General features: G+C 72.3%; 9 protein-coding genes and 2 pseudogenes. 6 read left to right on the forward strand and 5 right to left on the reverse strand.

The genetic code is table 11. The annotated features are described in order from the left end of the window. Positions 1-50 precede the first annotated feature (50 nt). From AC07FY_RS19320 to AC07FY_RS19330, 3 genes and pseudogenes are all read left to right on the forward strand, one after another. Positions 51-1,190: a PucR family transcriptional regulator gene (locus tag AC07FY_RS19320; protein WP_479007728.1), complete on the forward strand. Its 1,140-nt coding sequence runs from the start codon at positions 51-53 to the stop codon at positions 1,188-1,190. Positions 1,191-1,859: 669 nt separating this feature from the next. After that, a complete protein-coding gene (locus tag AC07FY_RS19325; protein WP_479007730.1) occupies positions 1,860-2,798 on the forward strand; it encodes a MerR family transcriptional regulator in 939 nt (312 codons plus the stop codon). A 143-nt stretch (positions 2,799-2,941) separates the two neighbouring features. Next, a pseudogene (locus tag AC07FY_RS19330) lies at positions 2,942-3,275 on the forward strand (IS982 family transposase); the annotation flags it as partial. A 324-nt stretch (positions 3,276-3,599) separates the two neighbouring features. Here AC07FY_RS19330 and AC07FY_RS19335 read toward each other — a convergent pair. Next, the gene (locus AC07FY_RS19335) at positions 3,600-3,737 is read right to left on the reverse strand and encodes a hypothetical protein (protein WP_479007732.1); all 138 of its coding nucleotides are present in this window, start codon (positions 3,735-3,737) and stop codon (positions 3,600-3,602) included. 357 nt (positions 3,738-4,094) lie between these two features. Between AC07FY_RS19335 and AC07FY_RS19340 the strand changes: the two genes are divergently transcribed. Continuing rightward, positions 4,095-4,703, forward strand: a complete 609-nt coding sequence (locus AC07FY_RS19340; RefSeq protein WP_479007733.1) for a hypothetical protein — start codon at positions 4,095-4,097, stop codon at positions 4,701-4,703. 273 nt (positions 4,704-4,976) lie between these two features. Continuing rightward, positions 4,977-5,690, forward strand: coding sequence for an adenosylcobinamide amidohydrolase (locus AC07FY_RS19345; protein WP_479007735.1), 714 nt, complete (start codon positions 4,977-4,979; stop codon positions 5,688-5,690). Between the two features lie 50 nt (positions 5,691-5,740). Here the strand turns inward: AC07FY_RS19345 and AC07FY_RS19350 are convergent, their stop codons facing one another. The 3 genes from AC07FY_RS19350 to AC07FY_RS19360 form a co-directional block, all read right to left on the reverse strand. Next, entirely contained in the window at positions 5,741-9,862 is a 4,122-nt protein-coding gene (locus tag AC07FY_RS19350; protein ID WP_479007737.1) for a hypothetical protein, read from the reverse strand. After that, the gene (locus AC07FY_RS19355) at positions 9,859-10,167 is read right to left on the reverse strand and encodes a phage holin family protein (protein ID WP_479007739.1); all 309 of its coding nucleotides are present in this window, start codon (positions 10,165-10,167) and stop codon (positions 9,859-9,861) included. Before AC07FY_RS19355 ends, AC07FY_RS19350 begins: the two co-directional genes overlap by 4 nt. Positions 10,168-10,449: 282 nt before the next feature. Continuing rightward, positions 10,450-11,619, reverse strand: a complete 1,170-nt coding sequence (locus AC07FY_RS19360; protein ID WP_479007741.1) for a low temperature requirement protein A — start codon at positions 11,617-11,619, stop codon at positions 10,450-10,452. A gap of 257 nt (positions 11,620-11,876) precedes the next feature. Between AC07FY_RS19360 and AC07FY_RS19365 the strand changes: the two are divergent. Then, a pseudogene (locus AC07FY_RS19365) lies at positions 11,877-12,065 on the forward strand (oxidoreductase); the annotation flags it as partial. Between the two features lie 113 nt (positions 12,066-12,178). On the opposite strand, the gene AC07FY_RS19370 reads toward AC07FY_RS19365, so the two are convergent. Next, a complete protein-coding gene (locus AC07FY_RS19370; RefSeq protein WP_479007743.1) occupies positions 12,179-14,500 on the reverse strand; it encodes an amino acid adenylation domain-containing protein in 2,322 nt (773 codons plus the stop codon). Between the last annotated feature and the right edge of the window lie 7 nt (positions 14,501-14,507).

The following is a 14,507-nucleotide window of genomic DNA, read 5'->3' on the forward strand; positions in this document are numbered from 1 at the left end:
TCCGCAGGACGTGAATCTGATCAATCAAATTGTTCGCAGGGAACAAAATCGTGAGCCATGCAATCCGGAGGGCCAGTGAACTGGCCCTCGATGAGACGACGGTCACTGCGCTTCGGGCCGCGCTGAAGACCACCGCCGACGAGGTCGTACGGGCGATCATCGACGAAGTCCCTCCCTACGCCAACGCCCTTTCGGGCCGCATGGGCGCCACGATCCGCCGAGCCGTCCGCACCGCCCTCGGCCTCTACCTGGACCTCGCGAGCGGGAACGCCACAGCCGGCGACGCCGGCGACGCAGCCTACGAGCTGGGCCGCGGCGAGGTGCGCTCCGGCCGTTCGATGGACGCCCTGCTCAGCGCCTACCGGGTCGGCGCCCGCGTGGCCTGGCGAGGCCTGGCCGCGGGTGCCGTCCCCGCGGGTCTGCCCGCCGCCGAGGTCGCCAAGTTCGCCGAGCTGACCTTCGCCTACATCGACGAGCTCTCCGCCGCGAGCGCCGCGGGCCACGCCGACGAGCTGGCCGCCCGGGGCAGGGCCCACGAGCGCCACCTGGAACACCTGGCCCGCGAACTCCTCGCCGGCGCGAGCCCGGACGTGCTGCTGGCCTCTGTTCAACGGGCCGGGTGGCAGCCTCCGGTCTCGCTGACCGCGGTCCTGCTGCCCGCCGCCCAGGCCCGGCCCGCCTACCGCGCGCTCGACCCGAGCACCCTCGTCCTCGACGATCTGCCGGACGCCACCGGTGTGCTGCTCGTCCCCGATGCGGACCGATCACACCTCTTGAGGCAGCTGACCGACCGCACCGCCGTGGTCGGCCCGGCCCGGCCCTGGACTCGTGCGTCCGCCTCGTACGCACGAGCCGTACGCGCGCGCTCCCTCTCCTCCGACATCCGCGACACCGAGGACCACCTGCCCGAGCTGGTGCTGAGCGCCGACATGGACGCGTTCGCAGACCTGCGTGCCCGAGCCCTCGCACCGTTGCGCACGGTCCCCGTCGCGACGGCACGGCGGCTGGAGGAGACGCTGCGAGCGTGGCTGCTGCACCAGGGCAAGCGGGACGAGGTGGCGGCGGCGTTGTTCGTCCATCCCCAAACGGTCCGATACCGGATGTCACAGTTGCGAGAGCTGTTTCCGGATCTCGCATCGCCACAGCGGGTCCTTGAACTGACGCTGGCAGTGGGTCTTCGGACCAGCTGACGCGTACGTCGACCGTCCACGACCGCGTCCGCCCGCGAGCGGTCCAGAGATCATGCCCACGTTCCGGGTGACATCAGATGGCACATGGGACCGGGGGAGAGCTGTACTGGTCCGCTGAGACCGGGGGTCTCGTCGCACCGGTGCCGGGACGCTGCTGCCGGAGCAGCTGACCTGGGGCAGCAGTGCGGGCCGCCACCCCTTCCGTTGGCCGCCTGCACCGCGGCTCTCATTACTGATCGCGAACGAAATCCACACCTTCAGCCCGCAAGCCGCTGACAGCTGGCTACGCATCGCCATGGGGGCTCACGATCACGTGGGCAAGGACGATTTCGCTGGCGATGTCCGAATCCACCCGCTCACCAACGTCAAGGGACAAACCACGATGGAGCTCGAGCTTCCCCGCTCCCACGGGGACATGGTGACCATCAAGGCCACCAACCAGCCCTGGATGATTGAGTCCAACGGCTCGTAGCCATAGACCGCCAGCGAGCGGTGACGCATGCAGCTGTCACCGCTTGCCCAGGGCGCGTGCATCGCGTGCCCGTCGTCCTGGCGGCGAGCGGAGAGCCCGCGACGCATTCTCCAGCAACTCGGAGAACGTTTCAGTTGGGGGCTCCGCTGGACAATAGCCTTGAGTCTCCAGTGACTGGAGACAACAGAGTGGGGGACATGGACGTTACGACCCTCTACTCAATCGGGGAGCTTTCCCGGCGGACCGGCTTGTCCGTGAGGACCATCCGCTTCTACTCCGATTCGGGGGTGGTAGCGCCGACCACCCGTAGTCCCGCCGGCTATCGGCTCTACGACCTCGACGCACTGCTCCGTCTGGAGCTCCTCCGCACACTGCGTGAGCTGGGCATGGACCTGGCCACGATTCAACGGGTACTGGACCGCGAGCTCTCGGTGGCGGAAGTCGCCGCGGCGCACGCCGACGCCATGGACGTCCAGATCCGGGTGCTGCAACTGCGTCGGAGCGTTCTGCGAGTCATGGCCGGACGCGGTTCCAGTCCCGAGGAGACCAAGCTCATGCACAGGCTCACGCAGTTGTCCGGCGAGGAACGCCGACGTTTGATCGACGATTTCATCGAGGGCACCTTCGGCACAGTGGCGGACGACTCGGCCGCGGTGGCCATGGTTCGCGCTGCCACGCCCGACCTCCCGGATGATCCGTCCAGCGAGCAGGTCGCCGCGTGGGTGGAACTCGCAGAACTGGTCGGCGACGAGGACTTCCGGGCCCGGATGCACCGGACGGCCGGACACCAAGCCGCCGGGCACACATTCGGCATCGAGAGCGAGGCAGGCGAGGAACTGACGGAGTTCACCCGTCAGAAGGTGGCCGAGGCCATGGAGGGGGGCATCGACCCGCTCAGCGACAGGGGCGCAACCGTCATCGACGACCTCGTGCACCGCTTCGCCGAAGTGTTCGCGCGCGCCCCTGACACGGAATTCCGGCAATGGATGGCCCAGCAGTTGGAAGAGGAGCACGATCCCCGGGTGGACCGATACTGGCGGCTGGTGTGGATCGTCAACGGCTGGCAGGTAGTACCGAACCTGATCCCGGTGTACCCCTGGCTCATCCAGGCCCTGCGAAATGAGCGTGACGCGTAGTCGCCGCTTGGGCGCCGCCCCGGATCCCTGAATGAGTCCAAGGGATCGCCTGCGGGCATGAGACGAGAGCGTCCACCGTCGATGTGTGACCAACGACGACCTGGACACCCTTGCAACGGCACTCGATGCCCGGATCGACGACGGGACTGCGTCTGCACCTGGTGTGCACACTCGGCGGACTGCCGGTCCTGTTCGCACTCACCGGGGCCAAGGCGGACGAGCGCGAAACGCTGCGCGACATGCTCGATACCGCGCCGGACGTCCTCGCCGCTCACCCCGGGCAGACGATCATCGGGGACATCGAGTCGATCAATGACCTTCAAGGCGCAGCTCAACCTGGAACGACACGGCGGCAAGAGCCCGGCAGGGGTGTCACCCCAGGTGCTGTGCCGGATCCTCGCACTCACAGCGGCGCTCTGGCACAACGACCAGACTGGACAGCCCATCAAGCGGTCACTCACTGCCTACGGTCACTGACCGCAACGACACCCCTTGGACTCATCCATCTAGCGGCAATGAGCACCGCAACCAGCGGGTTGCGTCTGGTACGGAGTCCCGCTGTGTCGCGAAGATCGATCTCGCCCGTCCGCTGTACCCGATGCCGGACGCTGGAGGGTCAAAAGGAAGCCAGGTCAGGGCTGATTCCTCCACCCTGCCTGTACCCGCTCGTGCCGGCACGCCCACGGCTGTGTCCGGCCGGCCCTCGCCCGGCCGGAGGCCCCTCCGGCCGGGCAGTACCCGCCGAACCGTACGGGGCTGCTCCACTGCACGGGCAGTGTTGCGGATGGCGGGGTTCGCCCCTCAGCGCAGGACGTTGGCCCAGTGAGCCAGGACCGAGGGAAGCTCGTGGGCGTCCACCCATGCCCGGAACAGTTGGGCACTTTCAGTCCGTTGCTCCGGGGTGCCGGTATAGACGCCGACAATCGCGCGGTCGTGCATCAGAGCATCGTCCCTCTGTCCGTGCTCCTCCTTCCATACCTTGACGTATCCCAGGCGGTACGTCAGCGGTCCGATCTCGTACGCGTCTTTGGTCTCAGGGGGCCCAGGGTCTCCGTTTATGTTCATGGACCTGGACCCTATGCCCGCTCCTCGCGGGTCGGGGGCGAGATGAGTGTTTTCGTCAGGGGCCAGGACAAGCGAAGCCGGGGCCGCAACCGCAGGCTCCCAGGCGGCTCGGTGGCCTCTCCGCCCCGCGGGGCGCTGGACGCGGCCCCCTGGACGGCGCCGACTACTCAGACGGGCCCTGAGTACTCCCGCTCATGACCCGCGAGGGCACCGCTGCCTATCGTGACCAGCATGGACACGGAAGAGGCCCCCACCGACACGCCAACCGCGGACACGCCCCGATGGTTCAGGGGCTGCTCGATCGCCGCCCTCGCTCTACTCGTTCTGATCGGTCTCGGGGCCTGGGGCCTGGCAGAGTTCGAGAAGGGCCTCGACGGCTACGGCCAGCTGGAACAGAGCGGCCCCGCCGGATCGGTCGCGGACCCTCTCGGCCCCGGCGCGACCGCCCGGTACGAGGACGGCCTGAAGGTGACCGTCAGCCGCCCGCGCCCGGAGCCCGACGGCACCTACGGCCTCACCGTGACCTACGACAACGGCACGGACGAAACGATCCGCCCCATCGGCGAGTCGCCCGACGTGGGCGTCTCCGCCTACAGTTCCGCACCCCTGGTCGTCCGCGCGGGCCGGTCCCTCGACGACCACTCCTCCGGGGCCACCGTGCACTGGCTGAACTCGGAGGAGGCCGCCGCAGCCCTCGTGCCGCCCCTGGATCCGGACCGCGAGCGCACCGTCCCGGTGCGTGTGAGGCCGAACGGCAAGGGGACCACGATCACGGTGGAAGTGGACCCGCCGACGGCCTCGTTCCGCGAAACGGCCTACTTCCAGATCTCCCTGGACTGATCCCGCAGAAGCACTGTCATGTCGGGTTCGGCTCGAGCCGCGGCAGCGGTCCTGTGGTCCAGGGCTGCTGCGATCGGTCCCAGTACGCGGCCGCCGGACCCGCGTGATGGTCGGCCCGACGCCCTTCCCGCTGAACGGGCTCGGTCGGGTGCGACCGCTACCGCGGCCGGGTCGCGGCGGCCGGCGGCCGGCGGTCGGCGGTCGGCGGTCGGCGCGGCGAGACCGCGCACCGTACGATCAAGCGGTTCCCGTTCCCCGAGGAGTACCCGTCCGATGACCGCCGTCATCCCGCCGCCCCGCACCGCAGGCAGTCTGCTGCCGGTGCAGCATCTCGCCCGCGTCGAGAACGGCGAGCCGCTGCACAGCTTGCTCTGGAGGGCAGGGGCGGGCTGGCGGATGATCAGCAGCGCTGTGCTCGGCGGAGGCATCGGGGAGCGCGCCTGGGTTCTCAACGCTCAGGTCGGCCATGGCTACTGCCGCACCGACCCGGACCGTCACCTCGCCGACCTGGCCCGCGAGGCCGACGCCCGCGGGCCGGGGGTCGGGCTGATGACGGCCGCCGACGTCCGAACGTACGGACAAGCAGACGACGAGGGCGTGGAGGCGGTCGCCACCGCAGGGCTCGGAGTACGACACTGGGCCGCTTCCCCGGCCGAGGGCACAGGCGTTCCGCTTCCTCCGGGCACGATCAACATCGTGGTCGCCCTCCCGGTGGCGTTGAGCGACGCAGCGCTGGTCAACGCGGTGGCCACCGCCACCGAAGCCAAAGTCCAGGCCCTGCTCGACGCCGGATACGACTGCTCCGGCACCCCCACCGACGCCGTGTGCGTCGCAGCCCGGTCCCCCCGGCCCGGCCACGAGGTCCACGCCTTCGCCGGGCCCCGCTCGCTGTGGGGCGCACGCCTGGCCCGGGCGGTCCACCGGGCCGTACATGCCGCCGCTTCACCCCCTGGGACGGCGGCAGGCACAGTGAAGACGCATCGCTGACCTGGCGAGAAGCGGCTCAGCATGCATGACCTTCCAGGCGTGCAGCATCATCACCCCTTCGCTTTCGGCCGTGCCGCACCGTCCGCCCAAGCTCGGGTGAACCGCTCGTGCGCGGGTGCCGGGACCGCAGCGGGGGATTCAGCCGGGGCGGCGGGTTTGGGGCGCGGGGCCTTCGCGGCGGTCAGCTCCTTGCGGACGGTGCGGTGGTGATCGATGGACCAGGAGTTCCAGCGGCGGACCGTGCGGTCGGCCGGGCGGTCGAAAGCGTGCAACTGGAGCTGGAGGGCGGCCGCGTCACGGCTGACACCGAGAGCCGCCGCCACCTCGTCCACCAGGTCAGGGACGCTGAACAGCGGGTTGCTCTCGTACTGGCCCGGCGGAACGGGGGTGGTGGCGGACCGGTCCGCCAGCTTGCGCAGAGCGGTGTGCAGATCGGCGGGCAGGTCCGTGAGCCCGCCGAGCAGGACGCGGGCACCCTGCGCCGCAGGGTCTTCGACCGGGCGCTCGGCGAGAGCCCAGGCGACGGCGGTGGCGGCGGCCCGCATGCCGTCGGCCTCCAGACGTGTCTCGAGGCGGCCGGTGAGCAGGGCCGTGGCCCAGATCTCCGGGAGTCCGTGATCCGCGGCGAGGGCAGCGGCATGGCTGCCGTCATCGGTGTACGGGGCACTGCCGAGCAGCTGGGCCCAGGCCGCGGCCATGCGGTCCGCGGCCGCGGTCATCCCGCCGGTGGCCCAGAGCTCCGCCGGGTCGCCGGGCAGAGCGGCGGCGAGCACGGCGCGTCGGCCGTCCGGACCGAGCCGCCGCCGGAACTCGTCGTACGCGTAGAGGGTGTTCTGGTCCGCCTTGTAGGGCTTGGCGCGGACCAGCTTGCGGTCCGCACCGTCGTCGTCGCTGCCGGCGAATCCGTCGAGGACCAGGGCGGCGATCGGGCGCGCTACCCCGGTGCGCCAGCGGAACAGGTCCACGGCCTCCTCGGGCACCGGCAGCGGGCCCTGTCCGGCGAGCAGGGCCAGCAGGCGGGGGAGCCGGGTGGAGTCATCGGCGGCGATGGTGTGCGTGGCGCACTCCTCGGCATCGGCGGGCACCGGATCGGCTGCTCGCTGGAGGAAGGGGGCGAGGCGGCTGCGCTCCGGGCCGGAGGCCACGGCGAAACCGTCCGCGCGCAGTGCGGCGATCCGCTGCTCCGGGGCCCGGCCGGTCCGCCAGGAGCTCCCGGCCTCCGCGAACGGCTGCCGGCTCCATACACCGAGCAGGGCCGCGAGTGCCTGTCGCTGCTCGTCGGGGGTGGCCGCGACGACGGTCCGCCAGGCCACGGCATCGATCCGGCCGGTCAGCACCGCCCACTCGGAGGGCGGCGCGGGCAGGGCGAGCACCCGTACCTCGTCGTCGATCTCGCCGCGCAGGTACCGGCCGTCGGCGGCGACGGAGGTGAGGAGGGCGGGCTGTGGCTGCGGCTGCCGTTCCTCGTAGCCGCGCAGCTGGGGCAGCAGGCCGTGGAGGGCCGGGACGAGCCGGTTGTCCGGCGCAGGGTCGGGCAGGTCGACGACCGGCCCGGCCCGCATGACGGCGACCCGGTGGGACAGCTCCCGGCGGCGGCGCAGTACGTCGGCGGCGAGCCGGACGGCGCGGTCGACGCCCTCCTGGACCCGAGGGTCGGTCACGCCGGGCAGGGCGCGCCCGATGCCCTGGTGCAGCAGCTCGCGCACCGCACTGTCGGTGACCGTCCGCAGGACACGGGACGAGGGCTCGTCGCGCGGGGTGAGGAAGTGCCAGAAGGCCGGTGGCGGAACCGGGCCGGCCAGTTCCCCCAGGGTGGCCCGGCTCCGGCTCCTGTGGCGGCTGCCGGGGAAGCCCTGGACCTGCCAGAGCAGCGAGTTGTCGCCGGCGGCATGGCAGCGGATGGTGGTCCCTCCGGCCAGGACGGCGTCCTCACCGCCGAGCGGCAGGGCAAGGATTCCCCACGGGCGACGGCCAAAGGTGTTGCTGCGGTAGGAGGCGGTGCGGCCGTCGATGGACTCCAGCACGAACTCGCGGGGCGAGGGACCCGCGTACGGAGTGCGGTAGTCGACCCGGCAGCCGGTGAGTGTGCCGTCCTGGCCGAGCGGGGAGGGCGGGGCGCCGGGCGGCAGTGCGGCGAGGATCCGGTGATCGGGGAACGGCTTCGTGCCGGGCGGGGACTTGGCGGGGTCGTGGAAGGCGGGCAGAGTGCGGTCGGCGGTGGGAACACCGGTGGCACGGTCGATGCGGGCCCAGCCGCCGCGCCCCTCGCTGAACACCGTGGCGCTCCAGAAGGCGTGGCCGTCGTTCATCTGGTAGTCGCGGGCGCCGATGCCCTCACGGCCCCCGGCCCGCAGCACGCGTTCACCGTCGAACCGGCCGCCCCCGTCCGGCGTTTCGAACTGGTAGCCGAGGCCGCCCTGGATGCTGCCGCCGTAGGGGCGCAGCCCGTACGTCTCCTCCGGTTCGAACGTCTCGCCGGGGTGGTCGGACCAGTAGGCGGTGGTACCGGGGTTCTCCTGGTGCTGCTCGTTCCAGGCGACGAGGAACTGGCCGCCGACCCAGTGCACGGTGTGGCCGAGTGCGCCGTCGGGCAGTTCCAGGGTGTGCTCTGCCCGCAGCCCGGAGTGGTCGACGGCGAGGGCGCGGGTCTCGCCGTACACGGTGAGCACCGGCCAGGTGCAGGTGACGTGCACGGTTTCGTCGGGCCGGAACGCGGCGAGGGCCTGGTCCAGTGCGGGCCAGCCCAACTCCTCGGGGAGGCCGGCCCGCAGGGCGCGGGCCAGCGGGCCGGTGAGGTCGAGTGCGTCGAGGGCCTCTTCGATGCCGTCCAGGGCGATGGCGGTGGGCCGGTCGAGGAGGCCGCGCAGCTCGTCGACGGCCTCGTCGGCGGCGGCGAGTCCCCCGCCGCGCAGGGCGTCGAGCAGCTTCTCGACGCGGGCGTGCACCTCGGCCGTGATGCCCGGGTTGTGCGGGAGCCGGCTGATGGCAGTGCCGCTGATCGCGGTGCCGCCACGGGTGCGGAGCCCGGCGTGCACGGTGCCTTCCAGCCGGGGGCCGAACACCGGGTCGGTGGCGAGTGCCTTGAGGTCGCGCTGGGAGTGCTCACCCCAGAACTCAAGGCTGATCGCAGCACCGGGGTCGTGGACGGGGATGCCCTCGGCGAGGCAGAGGTCGAGCAGGTCGGCGTCCAGATGCGGCCAGCGGTAGCGGTCCTCGTGCAGCCGGACCGGGGTGCCATTCGCGCGCAGCAGCGGGGCGAACCGGCTCACCAGGTCGAAGAGTTCCGCGGGCATGGGCTGGCGGGTCACCCCACCGCCGGCGACGGTGCGGTGGGAGTATCCGGCGGCGTACCGGCGCAGCCAGTCGCCGAGGCCGCCCTCCGGGGTGATCCGCCCGGTCGCGGCCGCGTCGGCGGCGCCGCACGCGATGAGCAGGCGCAGCCAGGCAGCCGCGTCGTTCTTCGACTCGGGAAACAGGTCGAGGAGGGCGGTGGCCTGCTCGTCGGCGGGCGGGTGGTCGCCGAGCGGGCCGGCGGCCGCGTCGAGCAGCCGGTCGGGTATGGCTTTGCCGCGGGACTCGGCCAGCACCCCGCCCAGCACCCGGGCCTCCTCCTCGCTGCCGAGCCCGGCCGCGCGGGCCGAGTCCCGGACCCGGCGGGCCAGATCGGCGGGAAGCTCGCCGGGGGACGCCGCCCAGGCGTTCAGCAGGCGGACGAACTCGTGGTGCGCGTCGACCGGTTCGAGGACACCGGCCAACCAGGCCGCCGCACCGCTGAGCTCACTGGCGGGCAGGGCGCCGAACCGGGCGAACAGCAGCTGGTTCGCCCGCCGCCAGTCGGGATCGACCGGCAGAGCGTGGGTGCGCTCGGCGGCGCGCGCCTGCGCGTAGGCGCGCGCCGCCGAGCGGCGGTGCGTCTCCAGCATCCAATGGCCGATGGTGTCCCAGAACCAGGGCAGGTGGGCGGCCGGCAGGCCCCGGGCCAGGCGCTCCGCGTCGTCCACGAACCGGCCGGGCTTCTCCCAGGCACGGTGCCGGCCGCTGCCCGCCCGTTCCATCGTGTCGCGGGCGTCGGTTTCGACGCCCGGCCCTTGAGTACGTGCCCAGTCGGCGTACGTCTCGGAGATGCGGTGATTGGCTGGGAGCGGGACGGAAGTTCCGGTGTTGCTGGTCATACGTGTGATCTTGCCAGGCGGTTCTGACAGGGGTGTTCACGAGTGTTCTTGCCCTGCGACGCCGCCGGTGTGATTCCGTACGCGGCCGCCAGCGCCCCCGTCACCCGGTGCGCCGGCCACACGCGCTCCAGCGCCCGCACCGCCGACTCCTGCGCCGCGAGCAGGGCCAGCACCCTGAGCACCCCGCCCGCCGCCAGGGCCGTCGATCCCCGACGGCCCTCGGCCGCCGCGACGGCCAGCTCCTCCTTCACCCGCTCCACGTCCTCACGGACCAACTCGACCACTTCCTGTGACAGTGCCTCCATGGCTCCCGGTTACCCCTCCGCGGCCGTGCACGCGGCGCGGCCCGCAGGTGGTGGACGGATTCATGACGGACCGGGCCCTAGACGCCGTCGAGTGCGTGCGCGGTCCTGCACGCGGGCAAGCGGGCCGGCCGTTCGGCATCATCCGGAGGACGGCGTGCGCGGCGGTCGGGCCGGGGACATTCGCGGTATGCGCCCCGCGCGCACGCGGCCTGATTCCACCGCCCACGCCTCAGGCCCGCCTCACTCGAAAGGTGAGCATGACCGCCTACGTGTGAGACCGAGCTAGCTCCGGGCCGCCGCCCGGCGGCGTGAGGCCACGGTGCGGGCGTACAGCAGATGGCCGACGGCCTCGGCGGCGAGCAGGAGGACCACCAGCCATGGCGCGAGGGCGTCGGCGGCCAGGGCCACCAGGGCCGGGACGGCGATGCCCGGGAGAGCCCACACCGCCACGGCGGCGGGCTTACGGCCGAAGCGCAGGGCGATCAGGGCGTGCGCCGCGTGGTAGAGGGCCAGCCCGCCGGCCAGCGCCCAGACCGCGCCGCGGGCCAGGTGGGCGTGGTCCGCCTCCTCCACGGCGGTGGCCAGTCCGGCCGCCATGCACAGGATCCCGGCGGTGACGAAGTAATGCAGGAACCCGCCGACGTCGCGGGCCAGCAGGTAGGCCCGCACCCCTTCGGCCGAGCCGATCACCAGCTCCGCCGCTGTCGCGCCGAAGTCGAAGTAGGACCACCACAGCGCTGCCAGCAGCACGAAGCCGAGCGTGGCGACGGCGCCGGCCGCGGGTGTCCACACGTGGTCCATGGAGGTGACGAGGGCCAATACGGACTCGCCGAGCACGATGATGACGAACAGCCCGACGCGCTCCACGAGGTGCCCGGTGTTCAGCCGGCCGGGCATGCCGCGGCCGCGGGCGGTGAGCAGAAGGACCATCTCGGCGGCGATCAGCAGTGCCCAGAGGGCGTACCGCCAGGGAGAGGGGACGGCCGCCGAGGCCGCCCACAGCAGTCCGGACAGCAGGCAGTAGGTCAGCGGCCGCCAGCGCGGGACCCGGTGCGGGGCGGGGAAGCGGGTGGCGGGCCACCACAGTCCGAGCAGGACCAGCCTGGTTCCGGCGTACCCGAGGGCGTACACCGCTCCGCGGCTGCTGTCGGCCTCGGGCACCGCCGCGGCCATGGCCGCCAGGCAGAGCATCGCGAGCAGCATCAGCAGCCGTCGGCGGGCACTGTCGTCCTCGAAGAGGTTCGCCGATACGGTCAGGTTGATCCACATCCACCAGGGCGGGAAGAACAGCCCGAGGAAGACCGCGAAGTCCTGGGGGCCCGGGTCCCCGTGCAGCCCGTGGGACAGCTGCGCGGCGAAGGCCACGAAGACGAGGTCGAAGAACAGCTCCAGCCAGGCGGCGTGTCGGCGCTCCCGCTCGCGGGGCGCCGTCGCCGCATCCATCGCACTCATCGGGGCATCCGTCCGGGGTTCGCGTACGACCCCCGAGCCTGCCCCTCCCCCTGCCGGCACCCGGCCCGGCTCGCCGCCGGGTCGTCCGAACGGGCCAGAAGTCGTCCGGTCGATCATGTTAGGAGCCAGATGGTGAGGGCTGCGGCGGCGCCGGTGTCGGCACGCCGGCTCCGGCGCACTGGGAGACCTCGGGGCGCACGTCGTCGACCTCGCGCAGTGCCTGGCAGGGGAACCGCTGGTCGGCTTCTTGGCACAGTCGGAAGGGCCTCATCCCATTCGTCACCGCTGACGACCGGGCGGTCGACCGCGCCATGACCGGCCGCCTGGCCGCCCGCTACGAGGAGCTGATTTGCAAGGGCGCGGCCCGGAGCGTCGCCGACCCGACCGTGGGCATGCCGTCCCGGCGGCGGGCCGCACGACAGGAGACCCGGAACGGCGCACGGGCGGGGAGGCGGTGGCCCGACCGCGCCACGGCCGGGCTGCCGGTATCGATCCATGGCAAAGCCCCAGGTCGGCGGCCTGGGGCTGCTCCGTTGTGGGCGGCGCGGTCGGCCGGGGGTTACAGGCGGCGGTGGAGGGCTGCCCGGTCGATTTTGCCCGTGCTGGTCAGGGGCAGCTCGTCGAGCGGGATGATGCGCGTGGGGATCATGTACGACGGCAGGATGGTGCGCAGGGCGCGGAGGAGTTCGGCCTTGCGAAGGGGCTCGGCCTCGGGGACGTAGAAGGCGGCCAGCGTCCGTCCGCCCGGGCCCGTGGGCGCCACCACGGACGCGGCCCGGACGCCCGGGCACTGGAGGAGGGCGCTCTGCACCTCGCCCAGTTCGATCCGGTAGCCGCGGACCTTGACCTGGTCGTCGAGGCGGCCCAGGAACTCCAGGTCGCCGCTCGGCAGCCAGCGGGCGCGGTCGCCGGTGCGGTACATCCGCTCGCCGGGGCGCACGGCTCCCGGGTCGGGCAGGAACTTGGCGGCGGTGAGAGGGGCAGCCGCGGAGTACCCCAGGGCCACGCAGGTGCCGGCGATGTACAGATCGCCCTCCGCGCCGAGGGGGCAGGGCCGCAGGTTGCCGTCGAGGACGTAGTAGCGGGCGTTCTGCATCGGTTTGCCGTAGGGGATGCTCGGCCACGCGGGGTCGACGTCGCGCACACGGTAGTCGTTGGACCAGACGGTGCACTCCGTGGCGCCGCCGAACGACACCACCTCGGCGTTCGGGAACGCGGCGCGAATCTGGTCCGGGAGCGGCACCGGGATCCAGTCACCGCTGAGGAGGGCCAGGCGGAGCGTGGCGCGCCCGGCGGGCTCGCGGGCCTGGACGAAGGGCATGACCATGGCCAGGGCGGCGGGCGCCGAGTCCCAGATCGTGATGGCCTCCCGTTCGAGCAGGTCCACCAGGGTGTCGGGCTCGGCGAGTTCCGCCGCCGACGCCAGCCGTACGGTCGCGCCGGCGGCGAGCACGCCGAACACGTCGTAGACCGAGAGGTCGAAGCAGAAGGACGTGACGAACAGGAGCTTGTCGGCGGGCCCGACCTCGAAGGTGCGGTTCACCCAGTCGATGAGGTTCACCGCCGAACGGTGGGTGACGACGACTCCCTTGGGCGCACCGGTGGAGCCGGACGTGAAGATGGTGTAGCAGATGTCGTCGGCCGTCGGACCCGTGTCGAGGGGGGCGGCCTCCCGGAGGTCGACGTGGTGGCCGGTCCACAGCGGCTCACGGGACGGCGCCGCACGGTCGCGGGATGGCCCGACGCGGATGACGGCGTCGTACCGCTCGACCAGTTCGCCCGGGAACTCCTCGGCCCGGCGGCGGTGGACGCTCGCGCGGGCCACGCCGGGCAGCAGTTCGGGGAGGCGCTCGACGAAGCGTGGCGGGACGCGGAGGCCGGGGTAGGTGCTGAGCCCGGGGTCGATGAGGTCGGCGAGGACGATGACGCCGTCGTCGGCGAGCAGCCCGAGGAGCGAGTCGAGGACGCCGGTCAGGTGGTCGAGGTCCGGCAGGAACTGAACCGTACTGGCCAGCACGATGACGTCGAAGGGGCCGCGTACCCGCTCGGCGGCCTCATGGGCGAAGCACACCACACCCTCGACCTCGCCCCCGGCGCGGACCCCGGCCTCCTCGCTGCGGGCCACGGACACCGGTGAGGGGTCGACGGCGACGTAGCGGGACGCGCCCGGTGCCAGGGCCTCGACGATCAGGCCGGATCCGCACCCGATCTCCAGGACCGAGGGCCGGTCGGCGGACGTCGCGGCGCGTACGAAGCGCGCCACGTGGTCCTGGTAGCCGCGGACGTCGTCAACGGTGAAGGGCCGTTGCGAGCGGCGGGTGTTGAAGCCGGCGGCTTCGAGCGGGTCCGGGGAGCCGGACACGTAGTCGAAGAGGTCCGCGACCCGCTCGCGCCGGAAGGTGGCCTCCCAGGAGAACTCCTCGGGGATGTCGGGGCACAACACGTGGCGAAGCGAAGGCACCTCCCACCGGAACTCCTGTACGGAGGGCAGGGAGGCGCGGTCGGTCAGCACGGCCGCCACGTCGAGCTGGTCGAGCAGCCCGACCACCCGGGGGGCGGGCCACGCCGGGTCGAGGGGGACGTAGGAGGCGCCGGCTTTGAGCGCCGCGAGCATGCCGACGAGGGCCGAGGCGTTGCGCTCGCCGTAGACGCCCACGGCGGAGCCCCGCCCCAGTCCCAGCTCGCCCAGCAGCCGTGCCAGCCGGTTGGATCGGCGGTCCAGTTCGCCGTGGGTGAGGACCTGCTTGTCGCAGGTCACGATCGCCGGGTGATCCGGGTACCGCCGGGCGGTCTCGGCGATCAGCCCGGGGATCGTGGCGTCGTCGCGAAACGGCCGCGCGGTCTCGTTCCACCGGCTCCAGGGGGCGTCCGTGACGGACACCGGCCGG

Source organism: Streptomyces sp. NPDC045967 (assembly GCF_056430495.1).

Excerpts from the sequence above, each read along its gene's own strand:
- AC07FY_RS19325 (WP_479007730.1), top strand. The coding sequence starts at position 1,860 with ATGGACGTTACGACCCTCTACTCAATCGGGGAGCTTTCCCGGCGGACC.
- AC07FY_RS19335 (WP_479007732.1), bottom strand. The coding sequence starts at position 3,737 with ATGCACGACCGCGCGATTGTCGGCGTCTATACCGGCACCCCGGAGCAA.
- AC07FY_RS19340 (WP_479007733.1), top strand. The coding sequence starts at position 4,095 with ATGGACACGGAAGAGGCCCCCACCGACACGCCAACCGCGGACACGCCC.
- AC07FY_RS19345 (WP_479007735.1), top strand. The coding sequence starts at position 4,977 with ATGACCGCCGTCATCCCGCCGCCCCGCACCGCAGGCAGTCTGCTGCCG.
- AC07FY_RS19350 (WP_479007737.1), bottom strand. The coding sequence starts at position 9,862 with ATGACCAGCAACACCGGAACTTCCGTCCCGCTCCCAGCCAATCACCGC.
- AC07FY_RS19355 (WP_479007739.1), bottom strand. The coding sequence starts at position 10,167 with ATGGAGGCACTGTCACAGGAAGTGGTCGAGTTGGTCCGTGAGGACGTG.
- AC07FY_RS19360 (WP_479007741.1), bottom strand. The coding sequence starts at position 11,619 with ATGAGTGCGATGGATGCGGCGACGGCGCCCCGCGAGCGGGAGCGCCGA.